At 58.9% G+C, this 20,916-nt stretch carries 19 protein-coding genes and 4 tRNA genes; 19 read left to right on the forward strand and 4 right to left on the reverse strand.

Features of this window, described 5'->3' with window-relative positions; translation table 11 throughout:
* Positions 1–11: 11 nt before the first annotated feature.
* On the reverse strand, positions 12–983 hold the full coding sequence (locus C9411_RS07580; protein ID WP_107226780.1) for an aldo/keto reductase: 972 nt from the start codon (positions 981–983) through the stop codon (positions 12–14).
* Between the two features lie 12 nt (positions 984–995).
* A complete protein-coding gene (locus tag C9411_RS07585) occupies positions 996–1,796 on the reverse strand; it encodes an SDR family NAD(P)-dependent oxidoreductase (RefSeq protein ID WP_175089869.1) in 801 nt (266 codons plus the stop codon).
* Positions 1,797–1,902: 106 nt separating this feature from the next.
* Between C9411_RS07585 and C9411_RS07590 the strand changes: the two genes are divergently transcribed.
* The 6 genes from C9411_RS07590 to chbG all read left to right on the forward strand — a co-directional run bounded on the left by C9411_RS07590 (position 1,903) and on the right by chbG (position 8,108).
* Positions 1,903–2,796, forward strand: coding sequence for a LysR family transcriptional regulator (locus tag C9411_RS07590; RefSeq protein WP_107226781.1), 894 nt, complete (start codon positions 1,903–1,905; stop codon positions 2,794–2,796).
* Positions 2,797–3,213: 417 nt separating this feature from the next.
* The gene (locus C9411_RS07595; RefSeq protein ID WP_004932561.1) at positions 3,214–3,531 is read left to right on the forward strand and encodes a PTS sugar transporter subunit IIB; all 318 of its coding nucleotides are present in this window, start codon (positions 3,214–3,216) and stop codon (positions 3,529–3,531) included.
* 12 nt (positions 3,532–3,543) lie between these two features.
* On the forward strand, positions 3,544–4,905 hold the full coding sequence (gene chbC / locus C9411_RS07600) for a PTS N,N'-diacetylchitobiose transporter subunit IIC (protein WP_063991364.1): 1,362 nt from the start codon (positions 3,544–3,546) through the stop codon (positions 4,903–4,905).
* A gap of 43 nt (positions 4,906–4,948) precedes the next feature.
* Positions 4,949–6,334: a glycoside hydrolase family 1 protein gene (locus C9411_RS07605; protein WP_063991363.1), complete on the forward strand. Its 1,386-nt coding sequence runs from the start codon at positions 4,949–4,951 to the stop codon at positions 6,332–6,334.
* A gap of 15 nt (positions 6,335–6,349) precedes the next feature.
* On the forward strand, positions 6,350–7,198 hold the full coding sequence (gene chbR, locus C9411_RS07610; protein ID WP_063991362.1) for a transcriptional regulator ChbR: 849 nt from the start codon (positions 6,350–6,352) through the stop codon (positions 7,196–7,198).
* 148 nt (positions 7,199–7,346) lie between these two features.
* A complete protein-coding gene (gene chbG, locus C9411_RS07615) occupies positions 7,347–8,108 on the forward strand; it encodes a chitin disaccharide deacetylase (protein ID WP_107226782.1) in 762 nt (253 codons plus the stop codon).
* A 9-nt stretch (positions 8,109–8,117) separates the two neighbouring features.
* Here the strand turns inward: chbG and C9411_RS07620 are convergent, their stop codons facing one another.
* Positions 8,118–9,497 carry an MFS transporter gene (locus C9411_RS07620; RefSeq protein WP_063991360.1) on the reverse strand — a complete coding sequence of 460 codons (1,380 nt, stop codon included), beginning with the start codon at positions 9,495–9,497 and terminating at the stop codon, positions 8,118–8,120.
* A gap of 243 nt (positions 9,498–9,740) precedes the next feature.
* Between C9411_RS07620 and pncC the strand changes: the two genes are divergently transcribed.
* The 13 genes from pncC to luxS all read left to right on the forward strand — a co-directional run bounded on the left by pncC (position 9,741) and on the right by luxS (position 19,556).
* Positions 9,741–10,229 carry a nicotinamide-nucleotide amidase gene (gene pncC, locus C9411_RS07625; RefSeq protein WP_107226783.1) on the forward strand — a complete coding sequence of 163 codons (489 nt, stop codon included), beginning with the start codon at positions 9,741–9,743 and terminating at the stop codon, positions 10,227–10,229.
* 111 nt (positions 10,230–10,340) lie between these two features.
* Positions 10,341–11,405, forward strand: coding sequence for a recombinase RecA (gene recA, locus C9411_RS07630; RefSeq protein WP_107226784.1), 1,065 nt, complete (start codon positions 10,341–10,343; stop codon positions 11,403–11,405).
* A gap of 60 nt (positions 11,406–11,465) precedes the next feature.
* Positions 11,466–11,978 (forward strand): recombination regulator RecX, encoded by a 513-nt coding sequence (gene recX / locus C9411_RS07635; protein WP_107226810.1) that lies wholly within the window; start codon positions 11,466–11,468, stop codon positions 11,976–11,978.
* A 133-nt stretch (positions 11,979–12,111) separates the two neighbouring features.
* Positions 12,112–14,739 (forward strand): alanine--tRNA ligase, encoded by a 2,628-nt coding sequence (gene alaS, locus C9411_RS07640; protein ID WP_107226785.1) that lies wholly within the window; start codon positions 12,112–12,114, stop codon positions 14,737–14,739.
* A gap of 252 nt (positions 14,740–14,991) precedes the next feature.
* Positions 14,992–15,177: a carbon storage regulator CsrA gene (gene csrA / locus C9411_RS07645; RefSeq protein WP_004091602.1), complete on the forward strand. Its 186-nt coding sequence runs from the start codon at positions 14,992–14,994 to the stop codon at positions 15,175–15,177.
* Positions 15,178–15,487: 310 nt separating this feature from the next.
* Positions 15,488–15,580 (forward strand) — tRNA-Ser (locus tag C9411_RS07655).
* Positions 15,581–15,583: 3 nt separating this feature from the next.
* A tRNA-Arg gene (locus C9411_RS07660) sits at positions 15,584–15,660 on the forward strand.
* Between the two features lie 197 nt (positions 15,661–15,857).
* Positions 15,858–15,934: transfer RNA gene (locus tag C9411_RS07665), tRNA-Arg, on the forward strand.
* Positions 15,935–15,987: 53 nt separating this feature from the next.
* Positions 15,988–16,064, forward strand: a tRNA-Arg gene (locus C9411_RS07670).
* A gap of 173 nt (positions 16,065–16,237) precedes the next feature.
* Positions 16,238–16,804: a fructose-1-phosphate/6-phosphogluconate phosphatase gene (gene yqaB / locus C9411_RS07675; RefSeq protein WP_033637176.1), complete on the forward strand. Its 567-nt coding sequence runs from the start codon at positions 16,238–16,240 to the stop codon at positions 16,802–16,804.
* Entirely contained in the window at positions 16,801–17,229 is a 429-nt protein-coding gene (locus tag C9411_RS07680; protein ID WP_004932520.1) for a YqaA family protein, read from the forward strand. Before yqaB ends, C9411_RS07680 begins: the two co-directional genes overlap by 4 nt.
* An 82-nt stretch (positions 17,230–17,311) precedes the next feature.
* Positions 17,312–18,874, forward strand: a complete 1,563-nt coding sequence (gshA, locus tag C9411_RS07685; protein ID WP_107226787.1) for a glutamate--cysteine ligase — start codon at positions 17,312–17,314, stop codon at positions 18,872–18,874.
* 166 nt (positions 18,875–19,040) lie between these two features.
* A complete protein-coding gene (luxS, locus tag C9411_RS07690) occupies positions 19,041–19,556 on the forward strand; it encodes an S-ribosylhomocysteine lyase (RefSeq protein ID WP_019455133.1) in 516 nt (171 codons plus the stop codon).
* Positions 19,557–19,622: 66 nt separating this feature from the next.
* Here the strand turns inward: luxS and C9411_RS07695 are convergent, their stop codons facing one another.
* Positions 19,623–20,912, reverse strand: a complete 1,290-nt coding sequence (locus tag C9411_RS07695) for an HlyC/CorC family transporter (protein ID WP_146158875.1) — start codon at positions 20,910–20,912, stop codon at positions 19,623–19,625.
* Between the last annotated feature and the right edge of the window lie 4 nt (positions 20,913–20,916).

The following is a 20,916-nucleotide window of genomic DNA, read 5'->3' on the forward strand; positions in this document are numbered from 1 at the left end:
GGTAAAAGGGGCTACCAGCGCTCGGGGCGGGCAGCGTGTGCCATTGGCGCCTCCAGCGCGGCCACGTCTTCTGACGATAGCCTGAGGTCGAGCGCCGCCAGCGCATCCTGCAGATGGTGTGGCTTGGACATGCCCACCAGCGGCGACGCCACGCCGGGTTTGGCCAACAGCCAGGCCAGCGCAATCTGCGCCGGTGGAACGCCGCGCGCGGCCGCTACCTCCGCTACCGCGGCGACGGTGCGTTCTACCTCGTTTCTGCCGCCGTACCAACGGGGCGTCTGTTCGTCGGTGGCGGCGCGCAGCGTGCTGCCACTGCCGGAGCCGGCCAGCATGCCGCGGGCCAGCGGCGACCAGGGCGTCAGGCCAAGACCTTCTTCCAGGCACAGCGGGATCAATTCTTCTTCGTCTTCACGCGTCACCAGGTTGTATTGGCTTTGCAACGAAATAAACGGCGCCAGGCGGTGCTGACGTTGAAAGGCCAGCATTTTCATCAGGCGCCAGGCGTGCAGTGAAGACGCGCCGAGATAACGGATCTTGCCCGCCCGCACCAGGCCGTCGAGGGTGTCGGCAGTTTCTTCGATCGGCGTTTCGGTGTCGAAGCGGTGCAGCACGAACAGATCGAGGTAATCCGTTCCCAACCGCTGCAAGGAGGCGTCGACGCTGTGCAGCAGGTGTTTGCGCGACAGCCCGCGGCTGTTCGGTTGCGCATCCATCGGAAAGTAGGCTTTGGTGGCGATCACCACGTCTTCACGGCGGGCGAACGCTTTCAGCGCACGGCCGAGAATGCGCTCGCTTTCTCCGCCGGAGTAAATGTTGGCGGTATCGAAAAAATTGATGCCCGCCTCCAGCGCCTCGCGGATAAAGGGGCGCGCTTCATCCTCTTTCAGTACCCAGGGCCGCCAGGCCGGATCGCCGTAGGTCATGCAGCCCAGGCAGAGGCGAGATACCTGCAGGCCGCTGCCGCCAAGCCGAACGTAGTTCATGGTGTCGTCTCCTCAGCGCATGCCGGCGATGGTGTAGCCGCCGTCCACCAGCAGGCTTTGGCCGGTGATGAAACGGGCTTCGTCCGTCGCCAGCCACAAAGCCACATCGCCGATGTCTTCCGATTCGCCCAGGCGGCCGGCGGGCGTGTGGGCGATAAAGGGCGCGAACGCCGCGCTGTCGGCCACGCTGCCGCGCGCCATCGGCGTGTCGATGATGCCGGGGTTGATGTTGTTGACGCGGATGCCCTGGCCGCTGTATTCGAGCGCCACCGCGCGGATCATCGCATCGAGCGCGCCTTTGCTGGCGGAGTAGCTGGACGAACCGGCCAGCGCGCCGTGGGTCAGCCAGGAGGACGTGTTAACGATCACGCCGCCCGAGTGCTGAGCCAGGAAGGTTTCAATCTCGTATTTCATCGCCAGCCAGACGCCTCGGAGGTTAATGGCGATCACGCGGTCAAAATCCTCGCTGCTCTGTTCGGTGATGGGGGCGAAGTTGCCGATGATGCCGGCGTTGTTGAAGGCGACGTCGAGCCGGCCGTAGTGGGCCGTCACCGTGGCGAGCAGCTGACGGATATCGTCTTCCTGGGAGACGTCGGCCACGATGGGCAGGGCGTCGCCGCCTGCGAGCGCGATGTCGCGCGCCGTGGCTTCTATTTCCGCCGCGCGCCGGCCGGCCAGCGCGACTTTGGCGCCTTCGCGGGCATAGGCCAACGCGGCTGCGCGGCCGATACCGGTGCCGCCGCCGCTCACCAGCACGACTTTGTCAGCCAGACGGCGCGGCGTTTCATGAGTTGGAGCTGTAGCATTAATCATCGCATCGATACCTGGTAATGGGGTCGATCGCAATGCTATGTTGTTAGATGACGAATAACTATCCGCTAAAAATTCATCTCACTATTAGATAATTTATATTAATAGCATGAAGAAACCCGAATTGTCCGGCCTGGCGGCCTTCGTGGCTATCGCCAGTGAACGCAGCTTCCGCCGCGCCGCTGCCCGATTGGGCGTGACGCCGCCGACGCTGACCCACACCCTGCGTGAACTGGAAGCGCAGGTGGGCATTCGCCTGCTGAACCGTACCACCCGCAATGTCTCGCCGACGGAGGCCGGTGAGCATCTGCTGGCACAGCTGGTGCCGGCTTTTACCGACATCGACGCCGCGCTGGAGAGTCTGAATGCGTTTCGAGAAGGGCCACGCGGCCTGGTGCGCATCAACGCGCCGCGTTCGGCGATCGATCTCGCCATCGTGCCGCATCTGGGGCGGTTGGCAAGTGAGTATCCCGGCATTACGCTGGAGGTGGTAGCGAACGAAGGGTTCACCAATATCGTCGAGCAAGGCTTTGATGCCGGTATTCGGCTCGGCGAGGATCTGCACAACGATATGCGTGCGGTGCGCCTGACGCCGGATCTGCGTTTTGCCATCGTCGCCACGCCGGACTATTTTCAACGGCACGGCGAACCGACGCACCCGCAGGATTTACTGCAGCACCGCTGCATCGGTTGGCGCAAGGCCTCTTCGGGCGAGCGCTACAAATGGACTTTTCAGCAGGGCGAGCAGCGGTTTTCCGTGGCGGTCAACAGCCCGCTTATCGTGGATGACGCCAGGCTGTTGCTGCAAGCGGCGTTGGCACACGTCGGCATCGCTTTCGCCATCGAGCAGGAGGTGGAAGAACACTTGGCGAGCGGGCGGCTGCGGCGAGTGTTGGCCGACTGGTGCGCGCCGTTTCCCGGTTTTTACCTCTATTACCCCAACCGCAGGAACCATTCCGTGGCGCTGGCCACAGTGATCGAGTTGCTCCGTCTGCCCACCTAATCCTCTTCGCCTGCCATCGCGTTCGGAGAGCAGCAGGCGAATCAAGCTTGAACTATTTTAATTCCCCCTTCGCTTGTTCGGGCGCAAATAAACCCTTAAATTCTCAGCGAGTTTGTAACTGGCTGTTTATAATTGTTATTTGTGTATTTATTGCGAATATTCCGAGTTTTTATCGGTTATTTGAGAGCCCGGTCACACTATTTTTTTATGTGAAATGTGAAGGGGGTCAAGCCGGTAGGTCAAGGAGAGACGGTTATTATCCCCGCTGGCTTACCGATCCGTTTTTCATGCTCCGTATACTGTCTGCAACCAGGGCAACGTGACGGAAATTTTCATAAGGAATGTGCGTGAAGCAATCGTGATTGCATCTGGCATACAAATAACACGGGGTTTTTTTGATTATCTGAGGTGCTTGGTATGGAAAAGAAAAAAATCTATCTGTTTTGTTCTGCCGGTATGTCCACTTCCCTGTTGGTATCAAAAATGAAGGCGCAGGCCGAGAAATACGAAGTACCGGTGATCATCGCCGCCTACCCGGAGGCGCTGGCCGCGGAGAAAGGCGTTGAAGCGGATCTGATCCTGCTGGGGCCGCAGATCGCCTACACCTTGCCGGAGGTGCAAAAACAGCTGCCCAACAAACCCGTTGAAGTCATCGATCCGCTGCTGTACGGCAAGGTCGATGGGCTGGGGGTGCTGAAGGCCGCGGTGGCCGCCATCAAGAAAGCCAACCAATAACAGGAGGCCGCCGTGAATACCCTCATTGCCTCGCTCGAGAAGGTTATCCTGCCTTTCGCCGTAAAAATCGGTAAGCAGCCCCACGTCAACGCCATCAAAAACGGCTTTATCCGCCTGATGCCGCTGACCTTGACCGGGGCGATGTTTGTGTTGATCAACAACGTGTTCCTGAGCTTCGGCGAAGGATCGTTCTTCTATTCGCTGGGCGTGCGCCTGGATGCCTCCACCATCGAGACGCTGAACGGCCTGAAGAGCATCGGCGGCAGCGTTTACAACGGCACGCTCGGGATCATGTCCCTGATGACGCCGTTCTTTATCAGCATGGCGTTAGCCGAAGAGCGTAAGGTCGATCCGCTGGCTTCGGCGCTGCTGGCGGTGGCGGCCTTTATGACCGTCACGCCGTTCAACGTTGGCGAAGCCTATGCGGTGGGCGCCAATTGGCTGGGCGGCGCCAACATCATTTCCGGTATGGTGATCGGGCTGGTGGTGGCCGAGATGTTTGCTTTCATCGTGCGGCGCAACTGGGTGATTAGCCTGCCGGACAGCGTGCCGGCTTCGGTGTCGCGCTCCTTCTCGGCGCTGATCCCCGGTTTCATCATCCTCTCCATCATGGGGCTGGTGGCGTTCGCGCTGGCGCACTGGGGCACCAACTTCCACCAGATCATCATGGACGGCATCTCGGCGCCGCTGGCCAAGATGGGCAGCGTGGTGGGCTGGGTGTACGTGCTGTTCTCCTCGCTGCTGTGGTTCTTTGGGGTGCACGGCTCCATGGCGCTGGCGGCGCTGGACAGCGGCATCATGACGCCGTTCGCGCTGGAAAACGTGGAGCTGTATAACAAATACGGTTCGGTCGAAGCGGCGGTGGCCGCCGGCAAAGAGTTCCACATGTGGGCGAAACCGTTCGTCGACTCCTACATCTACCTTGGAGGAACCGGCTCGACGCTGGGCCTGATCATCGCCATCTTCATCGCCTCGCGCCGCGAAGATTACCGCCAGGTCGCCAAGCTGGCGACGCCGTCCGGCATTTTCCAGATCAACGAACCGATTCTGTTCGGCCTGCCGGTGATCATGAACCCGGTGATGTTCATTCCGTTCATCCTGGTGCAGCCGGTGCTGACCATCATCACCTCGCTGGCTTATTACTCCGGGCTGATCCCGCCTATCACCAACATTGCGCCCTGGACCATGCCGGTCGGCCTGGGGGCGTTCTTCAACACCAACGGCAGCATCATGGCCATGTTGCTGAGCCTGTTCAACCTGGCGGTCGCCACCGTGATTTATCTGCCGTTTGTGGCGATCTCCAACAAGGCGCAGAGCCAGATCGACGCGGCGACGGAAAGCGAAGAAGACATCGCCAAGGCGCTGAAATTCTAACTGTGGAACGGGGCGGCGCGGCCGCCCCGCGAGGGACGCGAGTATGGAATATCAATTTGCCGACGGGTTCTGGTGGGGCAGCGCCACCTCCGCGCCGCAGTCTGAAGGGGCGGCCGCGCGGGACGGCAAGAGCCGCAATATCTTCGACTATTGGTACGAGATCGCGCCCGAGCGCTTTCACGATCGGGTGGGGCCGGCTGAGGCCTCGACCTTTTACGACCATTTCCGCACCGATATCGGGCTGCTCAAAACGCTGGGCCACAATACCTTTAGAACCTCGATCTCGTGGTCGCGGCTGATCCCGGACGGCGACGGCGAGGTTAACCCGCAGGCGGTGGCGTTCTATAACGCGATGATCGACGAGCTGCTGGCGCAGGGCATCACCCCGTTTATCAATCTCTACCACTTCGATATGCCGCTGCGCATGCAGCAGCGCGGTGGCTGGGAAAGCCGGGCGGTGGTCGAAGCCTACGCGCGTTACGCCGATATCTGCTTCGATCTATTTGGCGATCGGGTCACCCACTGGTTCACCTTCAACGAGCCGATCGTGCCGGTAGAGGCAGGTTACCTGAATGACCTGCACTACCCTTGCGTGGTGGACTTCAAACGGGCGGTCACCGTGGCGTATCACAGCGTACTGGCGCACGCCATGGCGGTGCAGCGTTTCAGAGCACGTGAGCTGCCGGGGAGCATCGGCATCATTCTGAATCTGAGCCCGACCTACCCGCGTTCCGACGCGCCGGAGGATCGGCAGGCTGCGCACGACGCCGATCTGCTGCTCAACCGCAGTTTCCTCGATCCGGTCGCCAAAGGGCGTTATCCGGCGGCGTTGCTGCAGCTGCTGGAACGGCATGGGCTGATGCCCTGCTGCGAGCCGCAGGATGCGCGGCTGATCGAAGGCGGCGTGGTGGATATCCTCGGCGTCAACTACTACCAGCCGCGCAGGGTGCAGGCGAAAGAGGGGCGTCGTGCCGAGGGGCCGATCGCATCGCCGGAGGATTTGTTCAGTTACTATGCGATGCCGGGACGCAAAATCAATCCGCACCGCGGCTGGGAGATCTATGAGAAGGGGCTGTACGACATCCTGATGGACCTGAAAGAGAACTACGGCAATCTGCCTTGTTATATTTCGGAAAACGGCATGGGCGTCGAGGGAGAAGAAGCGTTTATCGGCGCCGATGGGCGGGTGGAGGACGATTACCGCATCGACTTTATTCGCGAGCACCTGAAGTGGCTGCACCGCGCGCTGGCAGAAGGCTCGCAGTGCAAAGGCTATCATCTGTGGACCTTTATCGACTGCTGGTCCTGGCTGAACGCCTACAAGAATCGTTATGGGCTGGTGCGATTGGATCGGGCGGATCAGCGCCGCACCATCAAGAAAAGCGGCTACTGGTTTGCCGAGGCGGCCAGACGCAACGGATTTGACTAACGGGAGGCCGACGCCGTGTCTGACAACCGAATTTCGCTGAGTGCCAACGATGTGAAGCTGATTCGCGAGCAGGATTTCTTTAACTGCAAAGATTTTCACCTGTTTATCTACAACAAGGTGGAAAGCGCCACCGGCCTGCATCAGCACGACTATTACGAGTTCACCATCGTGCTGAGCGGCAAATGCTATCAGGAGATCAACGGTAAGCGGGTGCTGCTGGAACGCGGTGATTTCGTCTTTATCCCTATCGGCTCCTATCACCAGAGCTTTTACGAGTTCGGCGCGACAAAAATCTTCAACGTGGCGGTCAGCAAAGCGTTTTTTGAAGAGCACTATTTGCAGCAGCTGCCGCGCTGCTTTGTTGCCTCGCAGGCCTACAGCCTGAGAAGCGAGTTTCTGGCCTATATCGAATCGGTGGTGAGTTCGCCGCAGTTTCGTGAGGATGATTTCGCCGAGTTTCTCGAAACGCTGACCTTCTATGTGATCAGCCGCATTCGTCATTATAAAGAAGAAAATGACGGCGGCGATGATATCCCGCAGTGGCTGAAGAACACCCTGGCCGGCATGCATGACAAGGCGATGTTCGGCGAGAGGGCGTTGGCGAACATGGTGGCGCTGTCGGGGAAGACTCAGGAGTATCTGACCCGGGCGATGCGGCGTTACTACCATAAGACGCCGATGCAGGTGATCAATGAGATCCGCATCAATTTCGCCAAGACGCAGCTGGAGGTCACCAACTCTTCGGTGTCCGATATCGCCTTCGATTCCGGCTATGGCGATGTCAGTCTGTTCATCAAAAACTTCAAGCGGCTCACCGAGGTGACCCCAGGCAACTACCGAAAAAAGTGCTACGGCCCTCTTTAGGGCCGCTCCCGATCAGTCTCAATGCCGATATGCCGATGAGCTTCAGGCCGCCGGCCGGTTAGTCATTCGATTTTTACCTTAGCGAAAGGGAATGCCGCGTCGGTCGGTCGGACTTCCCTTGCCAAAAATCCATCTCGCGGGAGCCACTATGGAAAAACTACTGATCGTGAATGCCGATGACTTCGGCCTAAGCAAGGGGCAAAACTACGGTGTTATCGAGGCGTATCAATATGGCGTCGTCTCCTCCACCACGGCGATGGTGAACGGCGGCGGCGCACAGCACGCGGCGGCGCTCAGCCGGCAACATCCGGGGCTGCCGATCGGGCTGCATTTCGTTTTGACCTATGGCAGGCCGCTGGGCGCCATGCCTTCGCTGGTCAACGAGCATGGCGAATTGGGCAAATGGCTGTGGCGCCGCGCCGAGGCCGGTGAGCTGCAGCTGGACGAGATTCAGGAGGAGCTGCAGCGCCAGTTCACGCGGTTTGTGACGCTGTTCGGCAGGCCACCGACGCACATCGACAGCCACCACCATGTGCATATGCAGCCGCAGATTTACCCGCTGGTGGAGGCGTTTGCGCAGGCGCAGGGGCTGCCGCTGCGCCTCGATCGCGAAGAGGCGAAACGGCGCGATATTGCGTTGCAGACGCCCTGCAGCACCGACGCGTTTGATGCGGGATTCTACGGCGAAACGATTTCCGAAGCCTTATTCCTGCAGAGGTTGGCGCGCGCCGACGAGCAGGGCGCCGAGTCATTGGAAATGATGTGCCACCCGGCGTTCCTCGACGCGACGATCCTGCAGAGCAAATACTGCCACCCGCGCCTTGTCGAGCTGGATGTGTTGACCGCGCCGACGCTGAAAGCGGCGATCGCCGAACGCGGTTTTATGCTGGGCTCCTTCCAGGATCTGTAGCGCCGCCGTTCACAGCATGGCGTGCGCCTTTTTCAGGCCGGTGTCCTCTTGCGGATCGGCCCCCTGAGGCAGGGGCTCCGCCTCCTGTTCTTCAGACTGCGGCTCGTCGACATCGGGCGCCGCTTCCGGCGGCGGCATGGTGTCGTGAATGATCTGCTCATCGAAGGTCGGATTGAGCGCCGGCGACAGCGGTGAACTGGCGAGGCTGTCCGGCAGCGCAATGTGTGGCACCGGCGCATCTTGCGCCAGCTGCGGTTCCTCCGCTTTCGCCGTACGGCCGAGGGCCGCCAGCAGTACGCCGCACAGAGCGAAGAAAGCGTACAGGATATTGCCGCCAAGCGGCTCGATCAGTGCGCCGACCGCCAACGGCCCTATGCTGGCGCCGACGCCGAACGCCATCAGCAGACAGGCAGCCAGCGAGACGCGGCGCTCCGGCTCGATCAGATCGTTGGCCAATGCCACCACCAGCGGATAGAGCGTAAACTGCAACATGCTGACGACAAAGCCCACCGCCAGCAGCAACGGAAAATCGATGTGCGGCAGCAGCGCCAGCGGCAGCGCCGCCACGATCAGCAGAATGGCGTTGAAGCGCATCAGCAACGGGCGGTTATAGCGATCCGACAGCCAACTGAGCGGGAACTGCGCCACCAGCCCGGCGAAGATGGCCAGCGCCATGAACAGGCCGGTTTGCTGAGTGGTTAAGGATTGCAGGCTGGCGTAGACCGGCGCCAGGCCGTAAAACGAGCCCACCACCATGCCGATCACCAACGTGGTGGCCAGCACCTTGGGAATGGCGCCGACAAAGTAACGCAGCTCCATCGGGGCCGGCGACATGTGGCGTGCATTGGTGCGGGTGGTGAGAGCGATCGGCACCAGACAGAGCGCGAAACACAGTGCGATCACCAGCAGCGTGGTGATGCCCAGATTGCTTTGCAGCATCAACACGATCTGGCCCAGCGACATGCCGAGATAGGTCGCCGCCATATAGAAGCCGAACACCATGCCGCGCTGGTTGGATTCCGCCTGGTCGTTCAGCCAGCTTTCCAGCACCATATACTGGCACATCATGCACAGCCCGATCACCAGACGCAGCGCGACCCAGGCGGGAATGAACTCCGTCAGGCCGTGCCCCAGCACCGCAGCGGTGATGATGCCGGCGCAGGCCACGTAGGCGCGGATATGCCCGACGCGGGCGATGAGAAAGTGGCCGACCTTGCCGCCGATCACCAACCCGATGTAGTTGGCGGCGATGATGGCGCCGATCAGCGCGCTGCTGACGTGGATGGAGGTCAGCCGCAGCGAGACGTAGGTGGTGAGCAGGCCCGAGCCCAACAGCAGCAACAGGGTGGTGGTGTACAACGGCAAGAATACGCCCAACGTTTTTTTCACGCTATCATCCTAATCTCTTCTGGTGCGCCCTGAGGCCGCCGCCGCCGCGTGCCGCCTCCGTGATGTTCCTTGTGCTGGTGCGCCGCCGCTCAATGGGGCGCTTCTTTTGATACTAGCAGCTTGGCCGGGCGCTTAAAACCGCACCTCCTGCGAGGCGCTGCGCATTTCTGCGCGCCAGCCGCCGCGTCGCCTTGATAAATGCTACTATCGGGCGCATATACCTGAATTCGCGAGGGAGGGGTTATGAGTGAAAACCAACTGCGCCGGCTCAGCGTGCTGGCGGGGGAAAAACTGAAGGCTCAGGGCCGCTGGATCACCTGCGCGGAATCCTGCACCGGCGGCGGCATCGCCAAGGCCATTACCGATATCGCTGGCAGCTCCGCCTATTTCGATCGCGGTTTCATCACCTACAGCAATGCGGCGAAGCATGACCTGTTGGGAGTGAGCGAAGCCACGTTGGCGGCGCACGGCGCGGTCAGCGAAGAGGTAGTGCGCGAGATGGCGATAGGGGCGCTGCGGGCGGCGCAGGCCGATCTGGCGCTGTCGGTAAGCGGCATCGCCGGCCCGGACGGCGGCAGCGCGGAAAAGCCGGTCGGTACCGTGTGGTTCGGCTTCGCCGGCAGCGATGGCCGGGGGCTGTCGCGCAAGATGCAATTCGAGGGCGACCGCGACGCGGTGCGGCTGCAGGCGACGATTTTCGCGCTGCAAACCGCCATCGACGAATTTTTGTAAATTAGGCTTGATACTGTATGACCATACAGTATAATTAGTGACATTTCCTGCACAACATACATTCAGTGGCAGTGTGGGGTAACACCGGCATTGCGAAACGAAGGAGCAAAAATGGCTATTGATGAGAACAAGCAAAAGGCGTTAGCTGCGGCACTGGGCCAGATTGAGAAACAGTTCGGCAAAGGCTCCATCATGCGCCTGGGTGAAGACCGCTCCATGGACGTGGAAACGATCTCCACCGGCTCACTGTCACTCGATATCGCTCTGGGCGCCGGCGGCCTGCCGATGGGCCGCATCGTCGAAATTTACGGCCCGGAATCATCCGGTAAAACCACCCTGACGCTGCAGGTGATCGCCGCTGCGCAGCGCGAAGGCAAAACCTGTGCGTTCATCGACGCCGAGCACGCGCTGGATCCTATTTATGCGAAAAAGCTGGGCGTCGATATCGACAACCTGCTGTGCTCCCAGCCGGACACCGGCGAGCAGGCGCTGGAAATCTGTGATGCGCTGACCCGCTCCGGCGCGGTTGACGTCATTATCGTCGACTCCGTGGCGGCACTGACGCCGAAGGCGGAAATCGAAGGTGAAATCGGCGATTCGCACATGGGTCTGGCGGCACGCATGATGAGCCAGGCGATGCGTAAGCTGGCCGGCAACCTGAAAAACGCCAATACCCTGCTGATCTTCATCAACCAGATCCGTATGAAAATTGGCGTGATGTTCGGCAACCCGGAAACGACGACCGGCGGTAACGCCCTGAAGTTCTACGCTTCGGTGCGTCTGGATATCCGCCGCATCGGCGCCATCAAAGAGGGCGACGAAGTGGTGGGCAGCGAAACCCGTGTGAAAGTGGTGAAGAACAAAATCGCTGCGCCGTTCAAGCAGGCTGAGTTCCAAATCATGTACGGCGAAGGCATCAACAGCCGTGGCGAACTGGTCGATCTGGGTGTGAAACACAAGATGATCGAAAAAGCCGGCGCCTGGTACAGCTATAACGGCGAGAAGATCGGCCAGGGTAAGGCGAATGCCTGTAACTTCCTGAAAGAAAGCCCGGCTATCGCCGCCGAGCTGGATAAGAAGCTGCGTGACCTGCTGCTGCACAGCGGCGGTGAACTGGTGGCCGCTTCCGGTGACGACTTCGAAGACGATGAAGCGGAAACCAGCGAGCAGTTCTAATCGCTGAAGATGTGCGCCGCCGTTCGTGTGGCGCATATCCCATAAATTCAGGCTTGAATGATGAATGACTTGCTAAGCCGCGCCATGCGCCTGCTGTCGCAACGCGATCATAGTGAAGCTGAACTGCGCCGCAAACTTGCGGCGCAGCCGTTTGTGGCGAAGGCCCGTTTTGGCGGCAAGAGGCCACATGCGCCGTCATTACCGCCGGTGGCTGAAGAGCCGGTGGATCCTGCGCTGATCGAGCAGGTTATTGCCTACTGTTACCAGCATAACTGGCTAGACGATAAGCGTTTCGCTCACAGCTACATCGGCAGCCGCAGCCGCAAAGGTTACGGCGCGCAGCGCATCCGCAGCGAACTGATGCAAAAGGGCGTCGTCAAAGCGCTGGTGCAGGACGCGCTGGCGGAATGCGATATCGATTGGTGCGAACAGGCAAAACAGGTGGCGCAGCGAAAATTTGGCGATGCGTTGCCAACCGACTGGAAAGAGAAAGCCAAAGTGCAGCGTTATCTGCTCTATCGCGGCTTCTTCCAGGAAGAAATTCAGTCAATTTACCGTGATTTTGCGCAATGAGCGCACACGGGGTTTTACTTCCCTCTGAAGAAAATTTATCTTATCCCCACTTTTTGTTCGTGAGCTGGTTGTCATCGTCGGGGTGACGCGTCACCGGCTCACGTGTCGTTATTCTAGCCTTTCCAGGAAAATTATGAGCAAGAGCACCGCTGAGATCCGTCAAGCGTTTCTCGATTTCTTTCATAGTAAGGGTCATCAGGTTGTAGCGAGCAGCTCCCTGGTGCCTAACAATGATCCGACATTGCTGTTTACCAATGCCGGCATGAACCAATTTAAGGATGTTTTCCTGGGGCTCGACAAACGCGCCTATTCCCGCGCCACCACCTCACAGCGCTGTGTGCGCGCAGGCGGCAAGCATAACGACCTGGAAAACGTCGGTTATACCGCACGCCACCATACCTTCTTTGAAATGCTGGGCAACTTCAGCTTCGGCGATTACTTCAAGCACGACGCGATCAGCTACGCGTGGGAACTGCTGACCGGTGAAAACTGGTTCAACCTGCCGAAAGAGAGACTGTGGGTCACCGTGTATGAAACCGATGACGAAGCGTTCGACATCTGGCAGAAGCAAATTGGTGTACCGGCCGAGCGCATTATCCGTATCGGCGACAACAAGGGCGCGCCTTTCGCTTCCGACAACTTCTGGCAGATGGGCGACACCGGCCCATGCGGCCCGTGCACCGAAATTTTCTACGATCACGGCGATCACATCTGGGGCGGCCCTCCGGGCAGCCCGGAAGAAGACGGCGACCGCTACATCGAGATCTGGAACATCGTTTTCATGCAGTTCAACCGTCAGTCCGACGGCACCATGCTGCCGCTGCCGAAACCTTCGGTGGATACCGGTATGGGGCTGGAGCGCATCGCGGCGGTGTTGCAGCATGTGAACTCCAACTATGAAATCGACCTGTTCCGTACCCTGATCGCCGCCGTGGCGAAAGTGACCGGCGCGACCGATCTGGACAACAAATCCCTGCGCGTTATCGCCGACCACATCCGTTCCTGCGCCTTCCTGGTGTCGGACGGCGTGATCCCGTCTAACGAAAACCGCGGCTACGTGCTGCGCCGCATCATTCGTCGCGCGATCCGCCATGGCAACATGCTGGGCGCGAAAGATACCTTCTTCTACAAGCTGGTGGCGCCACTGATCGACGTGATGGGCCCGGCGGCCGACGAATTGAAACGCCAGCAATCGCTGGTGGAGCAGGTGCTGAAAACCGAAGAAGAGCAGTTTGCCCGCACGCTGGAGCGTGGCCTGGCGCTGTTGGACGAAGAGCTGGCCAAGCTGAAGGGTGATACCCTGGACGGCGAAACCGCTTTCCGTCTGTACGATACCTACGGCTTCCCGGTCGATCTGACCGCTGACGTCTGCCGCGAGCGCGGTCTGAAAGTCGATGAAGCGGGCTTTGAAGAAGCGATGGAAGCGCAGCGCCGCCGCGCGCGCGAATCCAGCGGCTTCGGCGCCGACTACAACAGCCTGATCCGCGTGGACGGCAGCAGCCAGTTCAGCGGTTACGATCACGACGAGCAGCAGGCAACTGTTATCGCGCTGTTCCGCGACGGCCAGCCGGTCGATCAGATCAACGCTGGCGAAGAGGCGGTGGTGGTGCTGGATGAGACGCCGTTCTACGGCGAATCCGGCGGCCAGGTCGGCGATAAAGGCGTGCTGAAAGCCGCCGGCGTAGAGTTTGTGGTCAACGACACCCAGAAATACGGCCAGGCTATCGGCCACCAGGGCAAACTGGCGCAGGGCTCGCTGAAGCTGAACGATCGCGTGGATGCGCAGATCGACGCTGAGCGCCGCAACAGCATTCGTCTGAACCACTCCGCGACTCACCTGCTGCACGCCGCACTGCGTCAAACGCTGGGCGACCACGTCGCGCAGAAAGGCTCGCTGGTTAACGACAAATACCTGCGTTTCGACTTCTCGCACTTCGAAGCGATGAAGCCGGAGCAAATCCGCGCGGTGGAAGATCTGGTGAACCAGCAGGTGCGTCGTAACCTGCCGGTACAGACCGAGCTGATGGCGTTGGAAGATGCCAAAGAGAAGGGCGCGATGGCGCTGTTCGGCGAGAAGTACGATGACAACGTGCGCGTACTGACCATGGGCGACTTCTCCACCGAACTGTGTGGCGGTACTCATGCCAGCCGCACCGGCGATATTGGCCTGTTCCGCATTCTGAGCGAGTCGGGCACCGCGGCGGGCATCCGTCGTATTGAAGCGGTGACCGGCGCAGGCGCTATCGCCACGCTGCACCAGCAAAGCGATTTGTTGCAAGACGTTGCGCAGCTGGTTAAGGGCGACAGCAACACCCTGACCGATAAAGTGCGCTCGGTGCTCGATCGCACCCGCGCGCTGGAAAAAGAACTGCAGCAGCTGAAAGATCAGCAGGCGGCGCAGGAAAGCGCGTCGTTGTCCAGCCAGGCAAAAGTGGTTAACGGTGTGAAGCTGTTGGTCAGCCAGTTGGACAAGGTCGAAGCCAAAATGCTGCGCACCATGGTGGATGACCTGAAAAATCAATTGGGTTCGGCCATCATCGTGTTGGCAACGACGGCTGATGACAAAGTCAGCCTGGTTGCAGGCGTGACCAAGGATCTGACTGACCGCGTGAAAGCCGGCGAGTTGATCGGCAACGTGGCGCAGCAGGTAGGCGGTAAGGGCGGTGGTCGCCCGGATATGGCGATGGCGGGGGGGACGGATATCAACGCCCTGCCAGCGGCGTTAAACAGCGTAGAAGCCTGGGTGGCCTCGAAGCTGTGAACATAAATAAATAGCACGCACAAACGCCATAATACTTTGTTGATTATGGCGTTTTCATACTGTGCTAACACAATTTAGTTACAATTGCGGGAACAAAGTTTTTCAGGTCGGCTAAACTTACCATTATCTGAGGTGGGACCAAGTCTGCTTACACTTATTGTGGGTTGCGCGGCTTACGTTTTCACCACATATGATGGATAATGACGGGGAAACTGAGAGACCCGACTCTTTTAATCTTTCAAGGAGCAAAGAATGTTAATTCTGACTCGTCGAGTTGGTGAAACCCTCATGATTGGCGATGAGGTTACGGTCACTGTGCTAGGGGTAAAAGGCAACCAGGTGCGTATTGGTGTGAATGCCCCCAAAGAGGTTTCGGTTCACCGTGAAGAAATCTATCAGCGCATTCAGGCAGAGAAGTCTCAGCAGACGACTTACTGATTCCGAAGCAGCGTCTCGTTGCCAGACGAGACGCTACTGCATCGTTTTACCCACTTCTTTCGTTCTCCTCTCTCTTTTTCGTGATTATTTTCCCGGTTAGTTTTCTGCTTTGTTGCCACAAACGCTGCGGTTGCCTGTTGATAAAACGCCCTTTTTGCCTTGAAATCGCCCATGTTGGGTGCGAATTGTGCAAACGCGCATGAGTTGGGAAAAATTGTTTGACTTAAAAGTCGGAGAAAGTAATATGTGCGCCACGCAGTGCCGATGAGCTTCTCTAAAGCAAGTTAGGCACAATTCGAAAGAAGCGTATGGTGAGGTGGCCGAGAGGCTGAAGGCGCTCCCCTGCTAAGGGAGTATGCGGTCAAAAGCTGCATCCGGGGTTCGAATCCCCGCCTCACCGCCATTTGCATCCATAGCTCAGCTGGATAGAGTACTCGGCTACGAACCGAGCGGTCGGAGGTTCGAATCCTCCTGGATGCACCATATTTTCCTCATGTGTCGCGGAGCGAGAGTTTCAGACAGATGACGAGCAAGAAAGTGCTCGAAGGAGGATAACATTGCTTAAGCAATGGCCCGTAGGGCGAGGCGCTAGCGCCGAGTAATCCTCCTCGATGCACCATATTTTGCGGTATGGTGGGGTAGTAACAACGTACCATACGGTATCAAAAAAGAATTCCTGTGCATCCATAGCTCAGCTGGATAGAGTACTCGGCTACGAACCGAGCGGTCGGAGGTTCGAATCCTCCTGGATGCACCATTCTTTCCGTCATGCTTCATTAGTGAAGCAGGCAAGCAGTAAAAAATAGACATGCATCCATAGCTCAGCTGGATAGAGTACTCGGCTACGAACCGAGCGGTCGGAGGTTCGAATCCTCCTGGATGCACCATCTAAGAGAAACCCGCTTCGGCGGGTTTTTCGCTTTTCAGCCTTTATCCATCGTCCCCTTCTTTCCCCCTTGCGCCCGATCGGGCACAGCACATTCCGTTATGACGCAGTCAGCGACAACCCATCGGCTTTACGCTAAAGTAGTTTTCTTTCCTCTACGATCATGGAGTAACGATGTACGACCGCTATCAGGGTCTTATTTTCGACATGGACGGTACGATTCTGGACACCGAGCCAACGCACCGCAAAGCGTGGCGTGAAGTGCTGTCCCGTTATGGCATGACGTTTGATGAAGCGGCCATGGTGGCGCTGAGCGGTTCACCGACATGGCGCATCGCTCAGGCGATTATCGCCAGCCACCAGGCCGACCTCGATCCGCATCACCTGGCCGCGGAGAAAACGCGCGCGGTGGAAGCGATGCTGCTGGATAGCGTGCGTCCATTGCCGCTGATCGAAGTGGTGAAGTCCTATCATGGTCGCCGTCCGATGGCGGTCGGTACCGGCAGTGAGCACCGCATGGCGGAAATGCTGCTGCGTCATCTCGGCCTGTTCAACTGCTTCGACGCGATCGTCGGCGCGGACGACGTGCAGCGCCATAAACCGGAGCCGGACACCTTCCTGCGCTGTGCCGAACTGATCGGCGTACCGCCGGAAAAATGCGTGGTGTTTGAAGACGCCGATTTCGGCATTCAGGCGGCGAAAAGTGCCGGTATGGCTGTGGTAGACGTCCGCACGCTGTGAGTAGTACGCTAGCCGTAATATCGTTATTTGGCAGTAGCTTCCTCAGTGCGACGCTGCTGCCGGGAAATTCAGAAATCGTTCTGGTCGCCTTGCTGACCCAGAGTCGCGTCTCGCCAGAGTTGCTGGTATTGGCCGCGACCCTGGGCAACACGCTGGGTGGCTTGACCAATGTCATTATCGGGCGCCTGTTACCGGCGTTGAAACCACAGCGGGGGCTGGCAACGGCGCTCGGGTGGCTGCAACGCTTCGGCCCGGCTGCGCTGCTGCTCAGCTGGGTGCCGGTGGTGGGCGATTTGTTGTGCGTGTTGGCAGGTTGGCTGCGCATGCCCTGGGGCTCTGTCGCGCTGTTTCTGTGTATCGGAAAGGCGCTGCGTTACATCGTGTTGGCTATGATAACGGTACAGGGTATCGCCTGGTGGCAGTAACCAAGTGAATATAACTCAATATTCTCTCGGGTGCGGATTCAGTATGCTTACGAGTTATTGTTTTTAGAAGCGGGAGGTCAATTTGATCCCGGACGTATCACAGGCGCTTTCTTGGTTGGAAGCCCATCCCCAGGCATTAAAAGGCATTCGTCGCGGCATCGAGCGTGAAACGCTGCGGGTCACGCCGAACGGCACCTTGGCGACCACCGGGCATCCGGAGAAGCTGGGCGCGGCATTGACGCACCACTGGATCACCACGGATTTCGCCGAAGCGCTGTTAGAGTTCATTACGCCGGTTGATGACAACATCGATCACCTGCTGACGTTCCTGCGCGATATTCATCGCTACGTGGCGCGTAATATCGGCGATGAGCGCATGTGGCCGCTCAGCATGCCGTGCTTTATCGAAGCCGAGCAGGATATCGAGCTGGCGCAGTTCGGTTCGTCGAACATCGGCCGCATGAAGACGCTGTATCGCGAAGGGTTGAAGAATCGCTACGGCGCGCTGATGCAGACCATTTCCGGCGTGCATTACAACTTCTCGCTGCCGCTGGAGTTTTGGCAGGCGTGGGCCGGCGTGCAGGACGCAGAAAGCGGCAAAGAGCAGATCTCGGCGGGGTATTTCCGCCTGATCCGCAACTATTACCGTTTCGGCTGGGTGATCCCGTATCTGTTCGGTGCATCACCGGCCATTTGTTCTTCGTTCCTCAAGGGGCGCGAGACCAATCTGCCGTTCGAGCGCACCGAGCAGGGGATGTGCTACCTGCCGTACGCCACCTCGCTGCGACTGAGCGACCTGGGTTACACCAACAAGTCGCAGAGCAATTTGGGCATCACCTTCAACGATCTGCACAGCTATGTGGCCGGTCTGAAGCGGGCGATTGCTACGCCTTCCGAAGAGTTCGCCAAGCTGGGCGTGAAAGAGGGCGATCGCTACCTGCAGCTGAACAGCAACGTGCTGCAAATCGAGAACGAGCTGTATGCACCGATACGGCCGAAGCGCGTGACCCAAAGCGGCGAGACACCGTCGGACGCGCTGCTGCGTGGCGGTATCGAATACATCGAAGTGCGTTCGCTGGATATAAACCCGTTCTCGCCGATCGGCGTGGACGCGGTGCAGGCGCGTTTCCTGGATCTGTTCCTGGTGTGGTGCGCGCTGGCCGATGCGCCGGAGATGAGCAGCGATGAACTGCTGTGCACGCGCAAGAACTGGAACCGGGTGATTCTGGAAGGGCGTAAGCCGGGCCAGACCATCGGCATCGGCTGTGGCGCCAGCCATGAACCGCTCGAAAAAGTGGGTAAGGCGCTGTTCGCCGATCTGCGTCGGGTGGCGGAAGTGTTGGACAGCGAAGCCGGCAACCGTCAATACCAGCAGGTGTGTGATGAGCTGGTCGCCGCGTTCGACGATCCTGAGCTGACCTTCTCCGCGCGCATTCTGAAGGCGATGAAGGAGGAAGGCACCGGGCGCGTCGGGTTGCAGCTGGCGGAGCAGTATCGCCAGACGTTGCTGGAAGAACCGTTGGAAATCCTGAACGAAGCCGAGCTGGATAAAGAGCGGGAAGCCTCGTGGCAGCGCCAACGCGACATAGAAGCCAATGATACGCTAAGCTTTGAAGCGTTCCTGAAGCAAAACGGCGGAAGCTGAAAAAGAAAAAGGCCACATCAATGTGGCCAAATATGCATCTCTGATGACAGGGATGATGATAACAAATGCGCGTCTTTCACATACTCAGACTCGCAGGGTTGGAAAAGGTTTCCCGGTTAGGAAAAAAAGTTTCGAAATAAATGCTCTTTTACGAGGAGGTAGCGAAATGCCATTGCTGGATAGCTTTACCGTCGATCATACCCGTATGGCAGCTCCGGCTGTCCGCGTTGCGAAAACCATGAAAACGCCTCATGGCGATACCATTACGGTGTTTGATCTGCGCTTTTGCCGCCCGAACCTGGAAGTGATGCCCGAGCGCGGCATTCACACGCTGGAGCACCTGTTCGCCGGCTTTATGCGTGACCATCTGAATGGCCAGGGCGTGGAGATTATCGACATCTCCCCGATGGGCTGTCGTACCGGTTTTTACATGAGCTTGATCGGCGTGCCGGAAGAGCAGCGCGTAGCCGACGCCTGGAAAGCGGCGATGGCCGACGTGCTGAAAGTGACCGATCAGCGCAAAATCCCCGAGCTGAACGAATACCAGTGCGGCACTTACCATATGCACTCGCTGGAAGAAGCGCAGGAGATCGCCAAGCACATCCTGGATAACGACGTGGTGGTTAACCACAACGACGAGTTGGCGCTGCCGAAAGAGAAGCTGCAGGAACTGCATATCTAGCCGCGAATTTTCCGCAGAGATAAAAAAAGACGCGATTTCGCGTCTTTTTTACGTTCAGGCCGGCGGTCAGTGATGGCCGACGCTGGACTGCAGCGAGGTGATCGGCGTGACCCGCACCTGTTTGATCATGTTGCCCTGCACGTCGAGAATGTCGATATCGTAATGGCCGATACGCACCCGGGTGCCGATGTCGGGGATCTCTTCCAGCTCTTCCAGCAGCATGCCGTTGACGGTGCGGGCCTCACTGGCCGGCAGGGTCCAGTTGAAGGCCTTGTTCAGCTCGCGCACGTTGGCGGTACCGTCGATCAAGACCGAGCCATCGCTCTGCGGCGTGACCTCTTCCGCCAGCGTCGGTGACATCGAGGTGGTGAAGTCGCCGACGATCTCTTCGAGAATGTCTTCCACCGTGACCAGGCCCTGAATGTCGCCGTACTCGTCGACCACGATGCCGACCTTCTCTTTGTTGCGCTGGAACTTCACCAGTTGCACGTTGAGCGGCGTGCCTTCCGGCACGAAGTAAATCTCGTCGGCGGCGCGCAGCAGGTTCTCTTTGTTGAATTCTTTTTTCTCGGTCATCAGGCGGTAGGCTTCGCGCACGCGCAGCATGCCGATCGCGTCGTCCAACGAACTGCGATACAGCACGATGCGGCCGTGCGGCGAGTGGGTCAGCTGGCGCATGATCGACTTCCAGTCGTCGTTGACGTCGATGCCGACGATCTCGGTGCGCGGCACCATGATGTCGTTAACCGTCACCTTTTCCAGATCCAGCACCGAGATCAGCATGTCCTGATTGCGGCGGGAGATTTGCGATTGAGATTCGCGCACGATAGTGCGCAGCTCATCCTTGCTGACGGCGTCGCTGATGCGCACGTTGGTGCGGATGCCGAACAGGCGCAAGGTCAGGCTGGTGATGCCGTTGAGCAACCAGACCAGCGGGAACATCACCTTTTGCAACGGAGCCAGCAGGACGCTGCTGGGGAAGGCAATGCGTTCCGGATAGAGGGCGGCGAAGGTCTTCGGCAGCACTTCGGCGAACAGCAGCACGGCAAAGGTCAGTATGCCGGTTGCGATCGCCACGCCGAGATCGCCATACAGCCGCATGCCGACGATGGTCGCCAGCGCCGAGGCGAGGATGTTGACCAGGTTGTTGCCGATCAGCACCAGGCCGATCAGCCGATCCGGTTTTTGCAGCAGCTTCTCCACCCGACGCGCCGAGCGGTTGCCCTGTTTGGACAGGTGACGCAGGCGATAACGGTTGAGCGTCATCATGCCGGTTTCGGAAGCGGAGAAGTAAGCGGAGACCACGATCATGATCACCAGGATAATGATGAGGGTCCCCGTCGACACATGCTCCAATGCA

The sequence above is a fragment of the Serratia sp. Nf2 genome, assembly GCF_003028435.1.
GTDB lineage: Bacteria > Pseudomonadota > Gammaproteobacteria > Enterobacterales > Enterobacteriaceae > Serratia > Serratia marcescens_L.

What these genes read in the sequence shown, in the direction of transcription:
- C9411_RS07580 (WP_107226780.1), bottom strand. Translation starts at nt 983, where the DNA reads ATGAACTACGTTCGGCTTGGCGGCAGCGGCCTGCAGGTATCTCGCCTC.
- C9411_RS07585 (WP_175089869.1), bottom strand. Translation starts at nt 1,796, where the DNA reads ATGATTAATGCTACAGCTCCAACTCATGAAACGCCGCGCCGTCTGGCT.
- C9411_RS07590 (WP_107226781.1), top strand. Translation starts at nt 1,903, where the DNA reads ATGAAGAAACCCGAATTGTCCGGCCTGGCGGCCTTCGTGGCTATCGCC.
- C9411_RS07595 (WP_004932561.1), top strand. Translation starts at nt 3,214, where the DNA reads ATGGAAAAGAAAAAAATCTATCTGTTTTGTTCTGCCGGTATGTCCACT.
- C9411_RS07605 (WP_063991363.1), top strand. Translation starts at nt 4,949, where the DNA reads ATGGAATATCAATTTGCCGACGGGTTCTGGTGGGGCAGCGCCACCTCC.
- chbG (WP_107226782.1), top strand. Translation starts at nt 7,347, where the DNA reads ATGGAAAAACTACTGATCGTGAATGCCGATGACTTCGGCCTAAGCAAG.
- pncC (WP_107226783.1), top strand. Translation starts at nt 9,741, where the DNA reads ATGAGTGAAAACCAACTGCGCCGGCTCAGCGTGCTGGCGGGGGAAAAA.
- recA (WP_107226784.1), top strand. Translation starts at nt 10,341, where the DNA reads ATGGCTATTGATGAGAACAAGCAAAAGGCGTTAGCTGCGGCACTGGGC.
- recX (WP_107226810.1), top strand. Translation starts at nt 11,466, where the DNA reads ATGAATGACTTGCTAAGCCGCGCCATGCGCCTGCTGTCGCAACGCGAT.
- alaS (WP_107226785.1), top strand. Translation starts at nt 12,112, where the DNA reads ATGAGCAAGAGCACCGCTGAGATCCGTCAAGCGTTTCTCGATTTCTTT.
- csrA (WP_004091602.1), top strand. Translation starts at nt 14,992, where the DNA reads ATGTTAATTCTGACTCGTCGAGTTGGTGAAACCCTCATGATTGGCGAT.
- yqaB (WP_033637176.1), top strand. Translation starts at nt 16,238, where the DNA reads ATGTACGACCGCTATCAGGGTCTTATTTTCGACATGGACGGTACGATT.
- luxS (WP_019455133.1), top strand. Translation starts at nt 19,041, where the DNA reads ATGCCATTGCTGGATAGCTTTACCGTCGATCATACCCGTATGGCAGCT.